Raw genomic sequence first — 16081 nt, 5'->3', positions numbered from 1 at the left:
AAAAAATGGATCCATGTGGTGCGAACGCCGGAGACTCGGGCGTATTCCTCGTCAAAGGAAAGAAGAAACAGCTCTTTGTAAAACGTCAAAATCACGATCGCGGCAGCTGCGGCGACAGCAAACGCTGTCCAAACATCAGCACGGCTGACGGCGCTGACGCTGCCGAATAAATACGAAAACAAATCGGTCGTAAACCCGTTGGCCATCGAAATGAAAATGACGCTCAAGCCAAGACCGGACGACAACACGATTGGAATCGCAAGCTCTTCATAATGCCGATACACAGCGCGCAGCTTTTCGATAAACAGCGACCCGACGACGGAAAACCCCATTCCGATGTAAAGCGGGTTCCAGCTCGCGGCTGCCGGCGCCGCTTTTCCAAGCAAGAGCCCGGCGGCAATGCCGGCGAGCGTCACATGACTCAATGCATCAGCGATGAGCGACAGCCGCCGAACGACAATAAAAACGCCGAGCAATGGCGCCGTAAAACCGGTCAAAACGCCGGCAACAAACGCATTGCGCAAAAATTCGTATTGCCAAATGGCTTCCCACACGTGTCATTCCTCCACCGTCACCGTTTCATTCCGCCCGTTCATGCTCGTGAGAGAGAACATGGAGCGGATGGCCATAAAACTGCGAAATCGCCTCGTTGCCAAGATGTTCGAACTCTTCCGCCTTTCCATGGAAATAGAGGCGCTTGTTCAAACAGGCGATATCGGTCACCCGGTCCGTGATCGTCCCGATGTCATGCGTCACTAAGATAAGCGTTAAGCCGCGGCGGTTCAAGTCGCCGAGCAGTTCGTAAAATTCATGCACATGGCGCGCATCCACGCCGACCGTCGGCTCGTCTAAAATGAGCAAATCCGGCTTGCTCGCCAGTGCGCGGGCGATAAATACCCGTTGTTGCTGGCCGCCGGACAGCTCCGCGATATTGCGCTTTGCCAGGCCGCTCAACCCAACGGCCGCGAGCGCCGCTTCGACCGCACGGCGGTCTTCGTGTGTCAGCGGCCGAAATAAGCCGCGTTTGGCCGCCAACCCACTCGCCGCCACTTCCTCAACCGTCGCCGGAAAGCTGCGGTTGAAGCTGTTCGCTTTTTGCGACACGAAACCGATTCGATGCCATTCGCGAAACGATTCAATCGGCTCGCCGAACAAAAAAATGCGGCCGCTGTTCGGTTTTAACAAGCCGAGCACACATTTGAGCAGCGTCGATTTTCCCGAGCCGTTCGGGCCGACCAATCCTAAAAATGCCCCTTTCGGCACCGTTAAACTAACATGCTCAAGCACGTTCTCGTTTTCATAGCGGAACGACACATCCTCAATTTGCACAACAAGCCCATTTTCCATGGCGGTTCTCCCTTGCTAATTCAGAATCATTCCGATTTGCTTCACTATGCAAGTATACCCCACCATCCGCGTTTTGTAAACCTCAATGAATCGCTGATTTAAAGCGGGCGCCGCGCACTTCATGCGTCGGCATAATGGTGATGAACGCATCCGGGTCGATTTCATTGACGATCGATTTTAGTTTTGTCACTTCCAAGCGCGTGACGACTGCATAAATGATTTCCTTTTGCTCGTCCGTATATCCGCCTTTGCCGAGCAATTTCGTCGTCCCGCGGCCGAGCCGGTGCAAAATGGCGTCGGAAATTTCCTCATAATGATCGGTCACAATAAAGGCCGCCCGCGTCTCGTCAAGCCCTTCAATGACCGCATCGATCGTTTTTGAGGCGATGTAGTACGTCATCACCGAATACATGGCTGGCTCGAGGCCAAACACAAACGCCGCCCAGCCAAAAATAAAAACGTTGACAAACATGACAAACTCGCCGACCGAAAACGGGATTCTTTTCGTCATCAAAATCCCCAAAATTTCCGTCCCATCGAGCGATCCGCCATGACGGATGACCAATCCGACGCCAAGACCGAGCGACAACCCGCCAAAAACGGTGGCTAAAATCGGCTCGGTCGTCAGCGGGGAAAGATGGTGAAACAGCCGTTCGGTGACGCCGAGGATCACGACGCTAAAATCGTTGACAGCATGAACGTTTTTCCGATTTGCTTGTAGCCGAAATACATGAACGGGGCGTTTAAGAGGATGACGAGCGTGGCGAAATTGAGCAGCCGCCATTCGTCCGGAGTCAAGTAGTCCAGAATCAGCGATATGCCAATGATGCCGCCGTCGATCATTTTGTTCGGAACGAGCAGCCGCTCGATGGCAAACGCCGCCAAAGAGGCGCCGATGGCGATCATCAACACCCGATACAACACATGGCCTAGCGGTTCTTTTTTTATGCTGTTTTGACACCAAACTACCACCCTTTCCCTTTTTGTTTTTTCTATTATACCATACACGCCTTTTCCATTCACGTCATATGATGGAACAGAAGCAAGGAGGCGGCTGCGATGAACATTTACCAACAGCTTGTCAAGCAAAAATTAAAAACGATCACCCCGGAAGAACTCGTTGCGTACAGCCGAGAGTACGGCTTGCCCATCACGACAAGCCAAGCGAAACAAATTCTTCATCTCGCCCGGACGAACGACATTAACGTCTTTGACCCCGAGGAGCGGAAAAAATGGGTGCGAGAGTTAGCGAAAATCACCTCGCCGGACATCGCTCGAAAAGCGAACGAGCTATTTTTGAAATTCGTGCAAAAAAAATAAAAGGGCGCATAGCCCTTTTCTCATTCCGCCCCAGCGTTGATTTTTTCAAGCAACTGGTCATCGAACGACTGCGCCCGCAGCATGGCGATTTCGTGCTTGTACGGTGGTTTTTTGTTGTGTTTGTCCTCGCCCACGTATGGGGTTTCTAAAATTTTCGGAATATCCTCAAGCTGCGGGTGATGGACGATATAGTTGAGCGCAGCAAACCCGATATGGCCGAAACCGATGTTTTCATGGCGGTCTTTCCGGCTGCCGCGCGGGTTTTTGCTGTCGTTGATGTGCAGTACTTTCAGCCGCCCGAGACCGATGATCCGGTCAAACTCCTCAAGGACGCCGTCAAAATCGTTGACGATGTCATAGCCGGCGTCATGCGTATGGCATGTATCAAAGCAAACGGACAGCTTATCATTATAGGCGACGCCGTCGATAATGTACGCGAGCTCCTCAAACGTCCGCCCGCATTCCGACCCTTTGCCGGCCATCGTTTCTAGGGCGATTTGCACGTTCTGTTCGCGCGTCAACACTTCATTCAGTCCACGAATAATTTGGCGAAGTCCGGCTTCCACCCCTGCGCCGACGTGAGCGCCTGGATGGAGCACAAGCTGTTTGGCTCCAATGGCTTCCGTCCGCTCGATTTCCGCGCGCAAAAAGTCGACGCCCAGCGAAAACGTATCGAGATTGGTCGTATTGCCGATATTGATGATATACGGGGCGTGGACGACAATCTCTTCGATGCCGTGCGCTTGCATATGCTGGCGCCCGGCTTCGATGTTGAGCTCTTCAATCGACTTGCGCTTTGTGTTTTGCGGCGCCCCGGTGTAAATCATAAACGTGTTCGCTCCGTAGGAGGCCGCTTCCTCGCTGGCGGCCAGCAGCATTTTCTTTCCGCTCATGGAAACATGTGAACCGATTTTTAACATGTTCTTCTCTCCCTTTTCTTTGCGTTAAAGGCGGACGGCGATTATGATTTTTTGAAGCGGCCAAGCCGCTTTTTCTTCTTCTCCAGCTCCGCGCGCAACTTTTTTTTTGTAGCCCGGCTTCACCTGCTTCGTTTTTTTCAGTTTGGCGAAAAGCAGCGCCAGTTCGTCATCTTTTTCGCCCGCCCGCTTGCTCCGCCGGTTCCACGGCGGCAGCTCCTTCCATTCGCCGCGCACGAGATCACGGTGGACAAACGAAATTCCTATTTTTTCCAACCGAGCAATCGCATCTTGGTCAGACGGCTCGTAAATCGTCGCCGCAATGCCGCTATAGCCAGCGCGCGCCGTCCGTCCGGCGCGGTGAATATAAAACTGCAGATCATCAGGCAACTCGTAGTTGATGACATGACTGACGCCTTCAATATCGATGCCGCGCGCCGCCAAATCGGTCGCGACGACATATTGAAACTCCAAATCGCGGATAAGATTCATCATCTTTCTCCGCTCGCGCGGCGTCAAATCGCCGTGCAGCACGCCGACTTTCAACCCTTGCTCAGCGAGACGGTCGGCGACCTCGTCAGCCATTTTCCTTGTGTTGACAAATACGATGGCCAAATACGGGTTGTAGCTGAGGAGCACATCACGGAGCAGTTTTGTTTTCTCGCGTCCACGCAGCGGGATGAGCACATGTTCGATGTTTTGGTTCGCCGTCCGCTTCGGGTCGACGTGGACAAAGGTCGGGTTTTCCATATATTTTTTCAAAAACGGCTTCAGCTTTTCCGGAATCGTCGCTGAAAAGACGAGCATTTGCAAGTCTTTCGGCATCCGGGCGGCGATTTGGTCGACATCAGTGATAAAGCCCATATCGAGCATCAAGTCAGCTTCATCGACGACAAGGATGTGGGCCGTATGCACATCAAGCGCCTGCTCGCGAATGAAATCGTTGATGCGCCCCGGCGTGCCGATGACAATATGCGGCTGCACGTTGAGCTTTTCGAGCGCTTTTTGCTTATCCGTCCCGCCGATCAAACAACGGGCGACGATCATCCGATCTTTCGGGCAAAACTTCGTGATTTTCAGCGTTTCGTGGTAAATTTGCGTCGCTAATTCGCGCGTCGGCGCCGTGATGACGGCTTGCACTTCGGCGCGTTCCGGCTTGATTTTTTCAATGATCGGCAATAAGTACGCATGTGTTTTTCCCGTTCCGGTTTGCGATTGGCCGACCATGCTTTCGCCGCGCAGCGCCCCCGGAATGATGCGCTCTTGAATTTCCGTCGGTTTATAAAAACGAAGCGTCTTGATCGCTTCGATGATAAACGGTTGAAACGGAAAACGAGTAAACTGCGTTTCTGTCATCAAGCACCACTCCCTTCTATATTAAATAAACGCAACTGGAAGGTTTCCCATCTCGTTGGCCCAAAAGCGTGCCGTCTATTTTTCCGACTGTCGGCGGCAAGCTTTGACGCGACGGAACAACCAACCGTTTCACAAATCCATGCATCGGTCTGGAAGCAGTATGGTTCGGTCACCCGACAGTCGATCCAATACCGGCTGGCTCCATAAAAGAGCGTAAACGTTAACGTTTCAAATGGCATATGGGCACCGCTTCGTCCGCTTCACCATTATAGCGAATCGCTGCCCCCTGCCGCAACTAAAGACGATCCTGCAACAAACCTTTCCCGCCTTGCCCGCATATTGTAGAAAGGAGGACATTCGTTCATCCGCACGACCGAAAGGAGGAAGCTGCTATGAGATACAGTCGGCCCCCGATGATGCCTTCTCCGTTTGCCGGAAGGCCGCCAGCCCCGTTCGCCCGCATGCCGGCGCCGCCTTTTGGCCCCAGCGGCCCCGGCGGCTTCTTGGCCCGCTTGTTTTCGCGCGGGCAGCCGCCGGCTGCTGCATCGTCTCCGTGGGGGCTGCCGTTTTTGTCCAACGCCGCTAACACCGCCGCATCCAACACGGGCGGCGGCTTGGTTGGCATGTTAAACAACGTGCAAAAAATGCTTGGCATCGCACAAAACGTCATGCCGATGGTGCAACAGTATGGACCGCTCATCCGCAATCTTCCGGCGATGATCCGCATTTTCCGCGAGTTGAAACCGGCCGATGAAGGGGAAGGCGAAACAACGTCGGAAAGCGCACCGGCCAACGAAACGAAACAAAAGCCGGCCGCCAAGGCGCCAAAAAAACGCTCCGTTCCGCAGGCAAAGCGCGAAGAGCCGCAAGAAAAAGAAGCACCGGCCGCCCCGAAGCCGTCCAAGCCGAAACTGTATATCTAGTTTCTTTCCCCGCCCTAGCGCACCCGCTGTTTAGGGCGGTTATTCTTTGTCTTCTCCCCGGTGCTCCGATATAATGGAAGGTGAACAACCGCCGCACAACCGGCGGCAGGGAGGGAATATGATGGAAGTGATTAAAATTACCCCGCGCGGGTATTGCTACGGGGTGGTCGATGCAATGGTCATCGCCCGCAACGCGGCGTTGGACCCATCTTTGCCGCGTCCGATTTACATTCTCGGCATGATCGTCCATAATAAGCACGTCACGGACGCGTTTGCCGAAGAAGGCATCATCACGCTCGATGGAGAAAATCGTTTGGAAATTTTGGAAAAAATCGACCATGGCACCGTCATTTTCACCGCCCACGGCGTCTCACCGGAAGTGAAAAAACGAGCGCTCGAAAAGGGACTTGTCACGATTGATGCGACATGCCCCGATGTGACAAAAACGCATCGGCTCATCGAACAAAAGCTCGCCGATGGCTACGATATCATCTATATTGGCAAAAAAGGACATCCGGAACCGGAAGGAGCGGTCGGCATCAATCCGGAAAGAATCCATCTTGTGGAAACCATCGATGATGTCGAACAGCTGTCCATTCACAATGAGCGCATCATGGTGACGAACCAAACGACGATGAGCCAATGGGACGTCGCCGATATCATGGCGAAAGTGAAAGAAAAATACCCGCACGTGGAAATGCATAAAGAAATTTGCCTGGCCACCCAGCTCCGACAAGAAGCGGTCGCTGAGCAGGCGAAGGAAGCCGATGTGACGATCGTCGTCGGCGACCCGCGCAGCAACAACTCGAACCGCCTCGCCCAAGTATCGGAAGAGATCGCCGGCACGAAGGCGTATCGCGTCGCTGATGTGACGGAAATCGACATCAACTGGATTAAAGATGCGAAAAAAGTCGCTGTCACCGCCGGCGCTTCCACCCCGACGCCGATTACGAAAGAAGTGATCGACTTTTTGGAGCAGTTTGACCCGAACGACCCATCGACATGGAAGAGGGAACGGAAAGTGCCGCTGCAAAAAATCTTGCCGAAAGTGAAAACAAAGAAAGAAGAGTGACGGTTGTTTCATCCATAAAGAGAGGCTGTCTTGGACAAACGGTTGAACCGCTCATCCAGGACAGCCTTTTTCGTTGGCCGTTCATACGAACTGAAACGGATCAGTATGGACGCTGGAAGCAACCACTTCCGCCTCCCATTGACGTTTCGAGAGCTCAGTGATTAAGTATCGGGCTACGCCTTCTTTCATGATTTTTTCTGCATGATGTCCCGGATCAATGATGTGAAGGCCGAGCGCTTGGGCGTCATGGGCGGTGTGGTAATACACATCCCCTGTCACGTATACGTCCGCCCCGGCCGATGCGGCGGCAGCGACAAACTTATTCCCATCCCCGCCAAGCACCGCGACCGTTTGCACGAGATCATCCAGCCGGCCAACGACGCGCACCGCCGGAACGGAAAACGCCGTTTTCACCTGCTCGGCAAAAGCGCCAAGCGTCACCGGCTGCGGCAGCCGGCCAATGCGCCCGAGCCCGAAGCGGCGGCCTTCATTGTCAAGCGGATAGATATCATAGGCCACTTCCTCATACGGATGAACAGCCAGCATCGCCTGAATCGCTTCCCGTTCAAGAGAGGCCGGCACGATCGTTTCGATGCGCACTTCCTCAACTTCCTCGAGCCGCCCTTGCTCGCCGATGAACGGCCGCGCCCCTTCGTGCGGCAAAAACGTGCCGACGCCGCGGCTGTTGAACGTGCAATGGCTGTAGCGGCCGATATGCCCGGCGCCGGCATCGCCTAAGGCCTTCCGCACCACCTCAGCATGCGTCACCGGCACATAAACAACGAGCTTTTTCAACGGTTCGGTATACGTCGGCACAAGCACAGCCGTATCGTTTAAGCCGAGCGCCTCGGCAAGCCAATCGTTCAGACCGCCATCGGCCACATCCAAATTCGTATGGGCGGCGTACACCGCAATGTCATGCTTGATGCACGCGGCGATCATCCGCCCGTGCCCATCATCAGTCAGCAATTGCTTCAGCGGGCGGTACAGCGGCGGGTGGTGGGCGATGATTAAATCCACTTGCTGATCGATCGCTTCGACAACGACATCTTCGAGCACATCGAGAGCGATCATCACTTTTTTGACCGGCTTGTTTAGCGTCCCGATTTGCAGACCGATCCGATCCCCTTCCAGCGCCAACTGTTTCGGAGCAAGCTGCTCAAGAAGCTGAATGATTTCATAGCCGTACGGAACGCGGCTCATAACAACGCCTCCTCCACCAATTGAACTTTTCTCTCCAGTTCACGCTTTTTCCGCTCAGCCGCTTCACTTTGCCCTTTGGCCGTCAAATCAGCGATGATCCGTTTCCAATTTTCAATCTCGCGCTTCCACTTTTCGCGGAACACCTCGCTGTTTTCCCGGCGCAAAAACGGTCCAAGGAGTAGCTCCGCCTCAAGATGTCGGTAAGGCCGTCGGGCGTCGCCGCGCTCGGCGACGAGTACTTCATAAATTTGCCCATCTTCTTTCAAAATGCGCTCAGCCACGAGCTCCCACCCATGATCAAGAAGCCAACGGCGAACAAGTTCCGCACCGATGTTCGGTTGCAAAATGAGCCGTTTGACACCGGCAAGCTTTTCCTTTCCGTCGCCCAAAATGCGGGCGATCAGCGCCCCACCCATGCCGGCGATCGTGATGCAGTCCGCCTCCCCCGGGGCAAGGATCGAAAGCCCATCCCCTTTGCGCACGGAAATGAGATGAGAAAGCCCGGACTTCTCGACTTGCTGCTGCGCTAGGCGGAACGGTCCGTCCGCCACCTCGCCGGCAATGGCTTTTGATGCGCAGCCGTGCAAGCAGGCATAGCAAGGCAAATACGCATGATCCGACCCGATGTCAGCAAGCACCGCCCCTTTTGGAATGAATGAGGCGACCGTTTCCAGCCGTTTCGACAGGCGAAATTCGTTCATAGCACCGCAATGGCAACCAACCTTCCGCCACCTGCAGCGCGAAGGCGGTTCGCCTTCCCCTCCTTTCCTCTCCAACACCGCGCGCCTCTATTGTACTAAACAAAACATCCCCTTGCCAAAAAGCAAAGGGATGTTCACCATCCATTATTTTAAACCGGCGAGCCATTTCGCCATGGCATCGGCTTTATCCGCCGGCACAAGCCCTGGCGGCATGTTGCCGCGCCCGTGTTGGATGACGTCTTTAATTTGGTCCATCGACAGCCGTTGCCCGACCCCTTTCAACGATGGACCGACGCCGCCTTCATAGTTTTGGCCGTGACAGCCAGAACACGTTTGTTGGTAAAACTGTTCTGGGTTGAATTCGGCCGTTTGTTCCGTTTTTTCGCCGCCTTTTTTCTCTTTGGCCATTTCCTTCGCATCGCCTAGCCCTTTAAACGACAAGACGAACGTCAGCACAATCCCGAATGCCATGATGATGAAAAACGGGATGAGCGGATTGCGGTTCATCTCTTTTACCTCCCTTATGTATAATGAAGAACGCTGCAAACAATTTTATTTTACTGTAAATAATGGACAAGGAAAAGCCCTAAGTTGCCGAAATGGCAACAACACGCCTCAGCGCCACCAGATGGCGGCGGTTACAAGCAACGCCCCGCTGACAGCGGCGAGCGAAAAGTAGCGAAGGTGAAGCAGGCGGCCGACAACAAACCAGAGAACACAGTTTCCGAGCACGACAGCTGCTAGCGCACCCGTTTGCCTGGGAAAATACCGATCAACCTCAAGAATGGATGCCACAAGCAAAATCCAGGCGCTTCCGATGAGCGGAAAGTGAAGGAGCTCCCGCTTGTTCCGCCACCGCCAACAAAAGAACAAGCAGGCAGCCAAAAATAGGGCGAAAAGGAGCGTTTGCAAAACGAATGACAATTCAGTAAAATAAATGACAAGAGCAACGGCTGGAAGCAATAAACAGAGACCAGCGGCGAGCGAGCTGCGCCACCGTCGTCCGTGCGAACGGGCGTCTCCTTCCGTGTACAACGCGAGCAAATAGTCGCAATAATGTTCCGGCAGAAGGCGCGAACGTTTCCAATATTCGATTTCTTGGATGATCGTTTCCCGTCGTTGCCGATTCATAGATAGACCACCTTTCCCATAAAGAAAGAAAAAATAGTTTACTTCCGAAGAAGTAAACTATCGAACAAAACGGTCACTCTAAAAAGTCTTTCAGCCGTTTGCTGCGGCTTGGATGGCGCAGCTTGCGCAACGCTTTGGCTTCAATTTGACGGATGCGTTCGCGCGTCACGCCGAACACTTTGCCGACTTCTTCGAGCGTCCGCGTCCGTCCGTCGTCAAGCCCGAAGCGGAGACGCAGCACATTTTCCTCGCGATCCGTCAGCGTATCAAGCACATCTTCGAGCTGCTCTTTCAACAGCTCGTAAGCAGCGTGCTCGGATGGCGATGTCGCGTCTTGGTCTTCGATGAAATCGCCAAGATGCGAGTCATCTTCCTCGCCGATCGGCGTCTCGAGCGACACCGGTTCTTGAGCGATTTTCAAAATTTCCCGCACTTTTTCCGGTGTCAAATCCATTTCCTCGGCGATTTCTTCCGGCGTTGGTTCGCGCCCGAGGTCTTGGAGCAATTGCCGTTGGACGCGGATCAGTTTATTGATCGTTTCGACCATATGAACCGGGATGCGGATCGTCCGCGCCTGATCGGCGATCGCCCTTGTGATGGCTTGGCGGATCCACCACGTCGCGTACGTGCTGAACTTGTAGCCTTTCCGATAGTCAAACTTTTCGACCGCCTTGATCAGCCCCATGTTCCCTTCTTGAATCAAATCAAGAAAGAGCATGCCGCGGCCGACATACCGTTTGGCGATGCTGACGACGAGGCGGAGGTTCGCTTCCGTCAGCCGGCGTTTCGCTTCTTCATCGCCTTGCTCGATCCGTTTCGCCAGTTCGATTTCCTCTTCCGCCGACAACAGCGGCACGCGGCCGATCTCCTTCAAGTACATGCGCACCGGGTCATTGATTTTGACGCCTGGAGGAACGGACAAGTCATTTAAGTCGAATTCTTCCTCTTTGGCCAAGTCGTCGATGTCCGGATCGGCCTCAAGGTCAGATTCGCTGATCACTTCAATGCCCTGCTCAGCGAGGTATTCATAATACTCATCCATCTGGTCGGAGTCCAAATCAAAGCCAGACAACCGCTCAGCGATTTCCTCGTAGGTGAGGATCCCACGCTTTTTGCCGAGCTCAGCGAGTTGCTCTTTCACTTGTTCAAGCGATTCGCCGGCAGCTTCAGCCTGCTTTGATTGGGCTGGTTTTTCAGCCATTTCATTACCTCCTTTAAAAACTCATACCACCATGTTATGAAGAAGATAACATTTTTTTCATCTCAATCATCTCTTTCGCGATGCGGGCGGCCGTCAAAAAGTCTTTTCTTCGCTCCGCTTCCGTCTTTTCTTGCTCTTTTTCCTTTAGCATTAACCATTTCGGGTGATTCAACACATGCCGGATGCAATCGGCAAGCTCCCGCTCGGAAACGTCGTCTGCGACCAACAAAAGCGACAGCTCGCTCGCCAGCGTCCGCAACTCGCCGGGAAGCCGAGACATGAGCGCGCTGGGGTCGGCTTCATGCCCCTCTTCGTAAAAGGCGTAAATGTAAGCAGCCAACGCCCGATGCTCTTCGATATTAAATCGGCCGCCGACCTGCTCCTGAACGATGAACGCCACATCGCGGCTCCGCATCATATGGGCAAGCAGCAACCGCTCGGCATTTTGAAAGGCCGGAAGCAATTTTTTCGTCAATGCCGGCTGGGACGGTTTTCCGCCGTCGTTCACCTGCGGCTTTGGCTGTTCCGGCTTGGAGCGGGACAACTGTTCGTAAAGCGCGGAGAGCGACAGCGAAAACTCATCCGCAAGCTGGCGCATATAATAATCTTTTTCCACCGGGCTCGACAGCTTGCTGATTTCTCGGAGCGCTTCCTCGATATAACGGAGCCGGTCGCCTTCTTCCTGCAAATTTTTTCCCCGCCGCAAACGATCCATTTTAAACGCCATGAGCGGCCGGGCGGCGGCGATCTCTTCGGCAAAACGGTCGGCGCCAGAAGTGCGTATATATTCATCTGGATCCAGCCCGTCCGGGAGCAACGCTACCTTCACGCGGCACCCGAACGCGCTCAATTGTTCGGCGGCGCGCCAGGCGGCTTCCGTTCCGGCGCTGTCGCCGTCATAGCAAATCGTGACCGTTTCAGCATGGCGGCGCAAAATGCGTGCCTGCTCCTCGGTCAGCGACGTTCCCATCGTTGCCACCACATAGTCAACGCCGGCCTGCACGGCAGAGATGACATCGGCAAACCCTTCAACGAGCAGCGCCTCTTGACGCTTGCGGATTGACACGCGCGCCTCGTGAAAAAAATACAAAAGCGTGCCTTTGCGGAAAATCGGCGTTTCTGGGCTGTTCATGTACTTTGGTTGCCCGTCGCCAAGCAGACGGCCGGAAAAACCAACCGTCTCGCCGCGATGATCATGGATCGGAAACATAATCCGATTCCGGAAGCGGTCGACGTATCGCCCGTCTTCTTTTTTCACCAACAAGCCCGCCTTTTCCATCAACACCAACGGAAACGAACGGCTCTCCAGCAGCTTGACGGCGGCATCAGGAACATCCGGCGCATAGCCGATTTCAAATCGGTCAATCGTTTCTTTTGTCCACCCGCGCACCTGCAAATAATCGAGCGCGGCTTGTCCTTCTTTTGTATGGACAAGCAAATGATGGTAAAATCGTTTCAACAACGTGTGTGCTTCGACCATCGCCTTCGCCTCGTCGGCTCGGCTGCCATCACTCCCGCGGCCGTCCAGCTCATAGGCGGACAAGTCGATCCCTGCTTTGGCCGCAAGACGTTTCGCCGCTTCCACAAACGGAATGCCTTCGATATCCATTAAAAACGTAAAGGCATTCCCCCCTGCCCCGCAGCCGAAGCAGTGGAAAATTTGCTTTTCTGGGGAAACGGAAAACGATGGCGTCTTTTCTCCGTGAAACGGGCATAAGCCAAAATAGTTGCGGCCTTGCTTTTTCAACTGGACGTATTCGCCAATGACGTCAACGATGTCAACGCCGCGGCGGATGGCTTCAATCGTTTCCTCGGGAATGCGATGTCCCATACGAACAACCCCGTATCGTATTTATTCTCGGCAGCAAGCCGATTTTCCTTTCCATTTCGACAAATTTTTTCAAAACGTTCGTTTCGCCCCCTTGCCCGTAAAGTCGGCTGGCTTGATCATCCGCTTCCCGCCCCTCAGCCCGCCGTCTGGACAAAGATTCATCAGAGCGGTGCATCTCGAAGATGCGCTTCGGTATATTATATTTCAGCAAGAAAAAGAAAATTTCACTTTTTTCTTGACGATCTTATGCAACAGATGACCGCGCTCTCAAAGCAAGGGTTGCTTTACACCCCCTATTATTCTACACCATCGCAAAAAAATCCTGCTTTTTTGCCGAATGATTGACAACTTTGTCGAAAATCTTTTTTTCGTTCTTCTTGACAAGCGGCTATAAATAGTTTACTCGTCTCATGGCCGCTCTAAACCTATATAGGTCATTTTTCTCGCAATTTTTTATTATAATATAAGTGGCGGCAATATGCCATAAGAAAACGCACGACTCCAATCAAGAAATCGTGCGGATGAGGCGAAGCTAGCGCTTCAACTTTTTCATAATGATGCTCGCCGTCTCTTCGACCGCCTTGTTCGTCACATCGATGACGTCGCAGCCGATTTTTTTCACGACTTCATCAAAATAAGCGAGCTCCTCTTTGATTCGATCCATATTGGCGTAAATCGCCTGGTCGTTCAGGCCGAGCGATTTCAGCCGCTCGCGGCGGATCGAAAGCAGTTTATCCGGACTGATTTTCAAGCCGAAGCATTTCCCCGGACCGACTCGAAACAGCTGCTCCGGCGGCTCGACCTCTGGAACGATCGGCACATTCGCCACTTTCAGCCGCTTATGCGCCAAATATTGCGACAGCGGTGTTTTCGATGTGCGCGATACGCCGATGAGCACGATATCGGCGCGCAAAATGCCGCGCGGGTCGCGCCCGTCATCGTATTTGACGGCAAATTCGATCGCTTCAATCTTTTTGAAGTAATCTTCGTCAAGTACGCGCACTTGACCCGGCTCATATCTTGGCGTCAGCTGGAACAAATGGCTCATCTTTTCAATGAGCGGACCGATGATATCGTATGCGACGACCCCTTCGCGCGCCGCTTCGGCGAGCAAGAATTCCCGCATCTCCGGAACGACGAGCGTAAACGCGATAATGGCGCGGTTCATTTTCGCTAAAGCGACGACTTCAGCCAATGTCGTTTTATCTTCCACATACGGGACGCGTTTCACTTGAATCGGCGAGGCGTGAAACTGGCTGGCCGCCGCTTTGACGACAAGCTCGGCCGTTTCCCCGCCGGAATCGGATACGACATAAACAAGGCGCTGGTTCATTCTTCTCCTCCTTTGTTTGGATTAGTCCTCTTTGGCTAGCGACACGAATGCTTTCGTTATATTCGTTTTCGTAATACGGCCGATCACTTCATATCCTTTCTCCGTTTTGCGCACGACCGGCATAGCATCGATCTGTTTTTCAATCAGCTGTTCAGCCACGTCAATGAGCGGGTCGTCCTTGTAGCAAACGGCGATGTTCGGCATCCGCGTCATAATAATATTGACCGGGATCGCCGTCAGTTCCTGCTTGCCAAGCTTGCGCGCAACAAATCTTTGCGCGACAAAACGCCCGCAAGCAACGACTCGTCATCGACGACAAACAGCGTGCCGACGTCCTCTAGAAACATTGTGACGATCGCATCATAGACGCTCACATTCTCATTGACGACAACCGGAATCGATTGGTAATCCTCGACTTTCATCTTTTTCATTTTATCGGCGAACAGCTGCTTGCCGGTTTTTCCCGTATAGAAATAGCCGACGCGCGGCCGCGCTTCCAAGTAGCCAGCCATCGTCAAGATGGCCAAATCCGGCCGCAGCGTCGCCCTCGTCAAGTTCAGTTTCTCCGCGATGCTTTCTCCGGTGATCGGCCCGTAGTCTTTCACAATTTGCAAAATCTGCTCTTGGCGTTTATTTAGTTCGATCGTCGTTCACCACCTTGCCAAAAAAGGTCCCACACGCTATCACTCTCATTTATATTATACTACACGCCCCATTCACAATGAAAATGATGCTCCTTGCCCTCCGTCGGGGCTGAGCTTGTCTTTCAGTTCACCGATTTGCTGCAAAAAACGCTTCGTCTTCAGCGACAGGCCGGCATATTCATCATAATAGGCGGACAATACGGCGCCCAGCTCCATCTTTGTGCTTTCTTTCACCGATATGGACCCAAGCCGAGCAAGATCGATATGAAAAAAGAGGCGCAACAGCCGGACGGAAGCCGAAGAGAGCGGGAACCGATGGGGATCGGACGCCTCGCAGCGATGGCAAAGGAAGCCCGCCTCCTTGACGGAAAACGAGAAGCGCCCCTCCGTCGCCCCGCAGCGGGCGCAACGGTCCAGCACCGGCGGAATGCCAAGCACTGCAAGCATTTTCATTTCGTAAATGAACGTCAAAATCTCTAAATCGCGGCCTTCGCTCATATATTGTAGTGTCTGCAAAAGAAGCTCAAACAAGTACGGATTGCGCTTTTGCTCTTCCGTGCTTTTGTCGGTGAGCTCTACAATATACACCGCATAGGCGGCGGCAAACAAATCTTCGCGCAGCGCCCGCATCGAGTCGATGAGCTCTCCCTGGTGAAGAACGCCGACGCCGCGGCTGCGGCGGATGACATAATGGCCGTATGAGAGCGGCTGCGTAACAGCAGAAAGGCGGCTGCTTGGCTTTTTCGCTCCCCTTGCCATCGCAGCCACCTTTCCCCATTCTCGGGTAAACAATGTGACAATTTTATTTGTTTCGCCATAATCGACCGTCCGCATGACGATCGCTTCACACGTTTCGAACATCCCATCACCACCGCTTCTACCAACAACGATGCTACGAGATCGGCTGGTCGATTTCGTTCTGTTCAGCGTTTTGCTCTTCACCGCCAAACTGTTGCTCTCGTTCCAACTCTTTAAATAGGAGGTACGTGTCGATATTGCCTGTTTGGCTAAACAACTTCCACGTGAACTCAAGCATGGAATGACACCTCTTTCCGCCTGCAGGCATTGCGTATTGGTGGTCTACCTATAGCTTGGCTCAGGC

Annotated in this window: 15 protein-coding genes and 3 pseudogenes; 3 read left to right on the top strand and 15 right to left on the bottom strand. The window is 53.4% G+C overall.

Annotated elements, in window-relative coordinates:
* From I656_RS13465 to I656_RS0114610, 3 genes and pseudogenes are all read right to left on the bottom strand, one after another.
* Positions 1-554 (bottom strand): metal ABC transporter permease (locus tag I656_RS13465; protein WP_020753819.1); only part of this gene is annotated, 554 nt, incomplete at its 3' end.
* Between the two features lie 25 nt (positions 555-579).
* Complete coding sequence (locus I656_RS13470) at positions 580-1347, bottom strand: metal ABC transporter ATP-binding protein (protein ID WP_011231951.1); 768 nt, start codon at positions 1345-1347, stop codon at positions 580-582.
* An 82-nt stretch (positions 1348-1429) separates the two neighbouring features.
* Positions 1430-2311 (bottom strand): annotated as a pseudogene (locus I656_RS0114610) (YitT family protein).
* A gap of 95 nt (positions 2312-2406) precedes the next feature.
* Between I656_RS0114610 and I656_RS13475 the strand changes: the two are divergent.
* Positions 2407-2667, top strand: coding sequence for a DUF2624 domain-containing protein (locus I656_RS13475; protein ID WP_011231953.1), 261 nt, complete (start codon positions 2407-2409; stop codon positions 2665-2667).
* Positions 2668-2687: 20 nt separating this feature from the next.
* Here I656_RS13475 and I656_RS13480 read toward each other — a convergent pair whose 3' ends face one another.
* Together I656_RS13480 and I656_RS13485 are read right to left on the bottom strand one after the other, a co-directional pair.
* Positions 2688-3587 carry a deoxyribonuclease IV gene (locus I656_RS13480; RefSeq protein ID WP_014196359.1) on the bottom strand — a complete coding sequence of 300 codons (900 nt, stop codon included), beginning with the start codon at positions 3585-3587 and terminating at the stop codon, positions 2688-2690.
* 41 nt (positions 3588-3628) lie between these two features.
* A pseudogene (locus I656_RS13485) lies at positions 3629-4940 on the bottom strand (DEAD/DEAH box helicase).
* 392 nt (positions 4941-5332) lie between these two features.
* On the opposite strand from I656_RS13485, the gene vrrA reads away from it, so the two are divergent.
* Positions 5333-5863 carry a VrrA/YqfQ family protein gene (gene vrrA / locus I656_RS13490; protein ID WP_015375423.1) on the top strand — a complete coding sequence of 177 codons (531 nt, stop codon included), beginning with the start codon at positions 5333-5335 and terminating at the stop codon, positions 5861-5863.
* Between the two features lie 121 nt (positions 5864-5984).
* Positions 5985-6935, top strand: a complete 951-nt coding sequence (locus tag I656_RS13495) for a 4-hydroxy-3-methylbut-2-enyl diphosphate reductase (RefSeq protein ID WP_015375424.1) — start codon at positions 5985-5987, stop codon at positions 6933-6935.
* 81 nt (positions 6936-7016) lie between these two features.
* On the opposite strand, the gene I656_RS13500 is transcribed toward I656_RS13495, so the two are convergent.
* The 10 genes and pseudogenes from I656_RS13500 to I656_RS17580 all read right to left on the bottom strand — a co-directional run bounded on the left by I656_RS13500 (position 7017) and on the right by I656_RS17580 (position 16015).
* Positions 7017-8138, bottom strand: a complete 1122-nt coding sequence (locus I656_RS13500) for a Nif3-like dinuclear metal center hexameric protein (protein WP_020753813.1) — start codon at positions 8136-8138, stop codon at positions 7017-7019.
* Positions 8135-8839 (bottom strand): tRNA (adenine(22)-N(1))-methyltransferase TrmK, encoded by a 705-nt coding sequence (locus I656_RS13505; RefSeq protein ID WP_033004713.1) that lies wholly within the window; start codon positions 8837-8839, stop codon positions 8135-8137. The genes I656_RS13500 and I656_RS13505 overlap by 4 nt, the downstream gene beginning before the upstream one ends.
* A 144-nt stretch (positions 8840-8983) precedes the next feature.
* Positions 8984-9346: a cytochrome c550 gene (gene cccA / locus I656_RS13510; RefSeq protein WP_011231960.1), complete on the bottom strand. Its 363-nt coding sequence runs from the start codon at positions 9344-9346 to the stop codon at positions 8984-8986.
* A 108-nt stretch (positions 9347-9454) separates the two neighbouring features.
* Positions 9455-9970, bottom strand: coding sequence for a hypothetical protein (locus I656_RS13515; RefSeq protein WP_015375428.1), 516 nt, complete (start codon positions 9968-9970; stop codon positions 9455-9457).
* Between the two features lie 73 nt (positions 9971-10043).
* On the bottom strand, positions 10044-11171 hold the full coding sequence (gene rpoD / locus I656_RS13520; protein ID WP_011231962.1) for an RNA polymerase sigma factor RpoD: 1128 nt from the start codon (positions 11169-11171) through the stop codon (positions 10044-10046).
* A gap of 34 nt (positions 11172-11205) precedes the next feature.
* Positions 11206-13002 (bottom strand): DNA primase, encoded by a 1797-nt coding sequence (gene dnaG / locus I656_RS13525; RefSeq protein ID WP_020753810.1) that lies wholly within the window; start codon positions 13000-13002, stop codon positions 11206-11208.
* Positions 13003-13534: 532 nt separating this feature from the next.
* Positions 13535-14335, bottom strand: coding sequence for a pyruvate, water dikinase regulatory protein (locus tag I656_RS13530; protein ID WP_011231964.1), 801 nt, complete (start codon positions 14333-14335; stop codon positions 13535-13537).
* Positions 14336-14356: 21 nt separating this feature from the next.
* Positions 14357-14949, bottom strand: a pseudogene (locus I656_RS0114605) (helix-turn-helix transcriptional regulator).
* A gap of 102 nt (positions 14950-15051) precedes the next feature.
* The gene (gene recO, locus I656_RS13535) at positions 15052-15840 is read right to left on the bottom strand and encodes a DNA repair protein RecO (protein WP_011231966.1); all 789 of its coding nucleotides are present in this window, start codon (positions 15838-15840) and stop codon (positions 15052-15054) included.
* Between the two features lie 31 nt (positions 15841-15871).
* The gene (locus I656_RS17580; RefSeq protein WP_015375430.1) at positions 15872-16015 is read right to left on the bottom strand and encodes a YqzL family protein; all 144 of its coding nucleotides are present in this window, start codon (positions 16013-16015) and stop codon (positions 15872-15874) included.
* Positions 16016-16081 lie beyond the last annotated feature (66 nt).

It is taken from the genome of Geobacillus sp. WSUCF1, from assembly GCF_000422025.1.
In the GTDB taxonomy this organism is placed as follows: Bacteria; Bacillota; Bacilli; order Bacillales; family Anoxybacillaceae; genus Geobacillus; species Geobacillus zalihae.
The sequence above is the reverse complement of the archived record's forward strand: the minus strand, read 5'-3'. Positions and strand labels throughout refer to the sequence as shown.

Bases quoted from the DNA above. Each gene is read 5' to 3' on its own strand.
- I656_RS13480 (WP_014196359.1), bottom strand. From the start codon at position 3,587: ATGTTAAAAATCGGTTCACATGTTTCCATGAGCGGAAAGAAAATGCTG.
- I656_RS13475 (WP_011231953.1), top strand. From the start codon at position 2,407: ATGAACATTTACCAACAGCTTGTCAAGCAAAAATTAAAAACGATCACC.
- vrrA (WP_015375423.1), top strand. From the start codon at position 5,333: ATGAGATACAGTCGGCCCCCGATGATGCCTTCTCCGTTTGCCGGAAGG.
- I656_RS13500 (WP_020753813.1), bottom strand. From the start codon at position 8,138: ATGAGCCGCGTTCCGTACGGCTATGAAATCATTCAGCTTCTTGAGCAG.
- I656_RS13495 (WP_015375424.1), top strand. From the start codon at position 5,985: ATGGAAGTGATTAAAATTACCCCGCGCGGGTATTGCTACGGGGTGGTC.
- cccA (WP_011231960.1), bottom strand. From the start codon at position 9,346: ATGAACCGCAATCCGCTCATCCCGTTTTTCATCATCATGGCATTCGGG.
- I656_RS17580 (WP_015375430.1), bottom strand. From the start codon at position 16,015: ATGCTTGAGTTCACGTGGAAGTTGTTTAGCCAAACAGGCAATATCGAC.
- dnaG (WP_020753810.1), bottom strand. From the start codon at position 13,002: ATGGGACATCGCATTCCCGAGGAAACGATTGAAGCCATCCGCCGCGGC.
- recO (WP_011231966.1), bottom strand. From the start codon at position 15,840: ATGTTCGAAACGTGTGAAGCGATCGTCATGCGGACGGTCGATTATGGC.
- I656_RS13470 (WP_011231951.1), bottom strand. From the start codon at position 1,347: ATGGAAAATGGGCTTGTTGTGCAAATTGAGGATGTGTCGTTCCGCTAT.
- I656_RS13515 (WP_015375428.1), bottom strand. From the start codon at position 9,970: ATGAATCGGCAACGACGGGAAACGATCATCCAAGAAATCGAATATTGG.
- I656_RS13505 (WP_033004713.1), bottom strand. From the start codon at position 8,839: ATGAACGAATTTCGCCTGTCGAAACGGCTGGAAACGGTCGCCTCATTC.
- I656_RS13530 (WP_011231964.1), bottom strand. From the start codon at position 14,335: ATGAACCAGCGCCTTGTTTATGTCGTATCCGATTCCGGCGGGGAAACG.
- rpoD (WP_011231962.1), bottom strand. From the start codon at position 11,171: ATGGCTGAAAAACCAGCCCAATCAAAGCAGGCTGAAGCTGCCGGCGAA.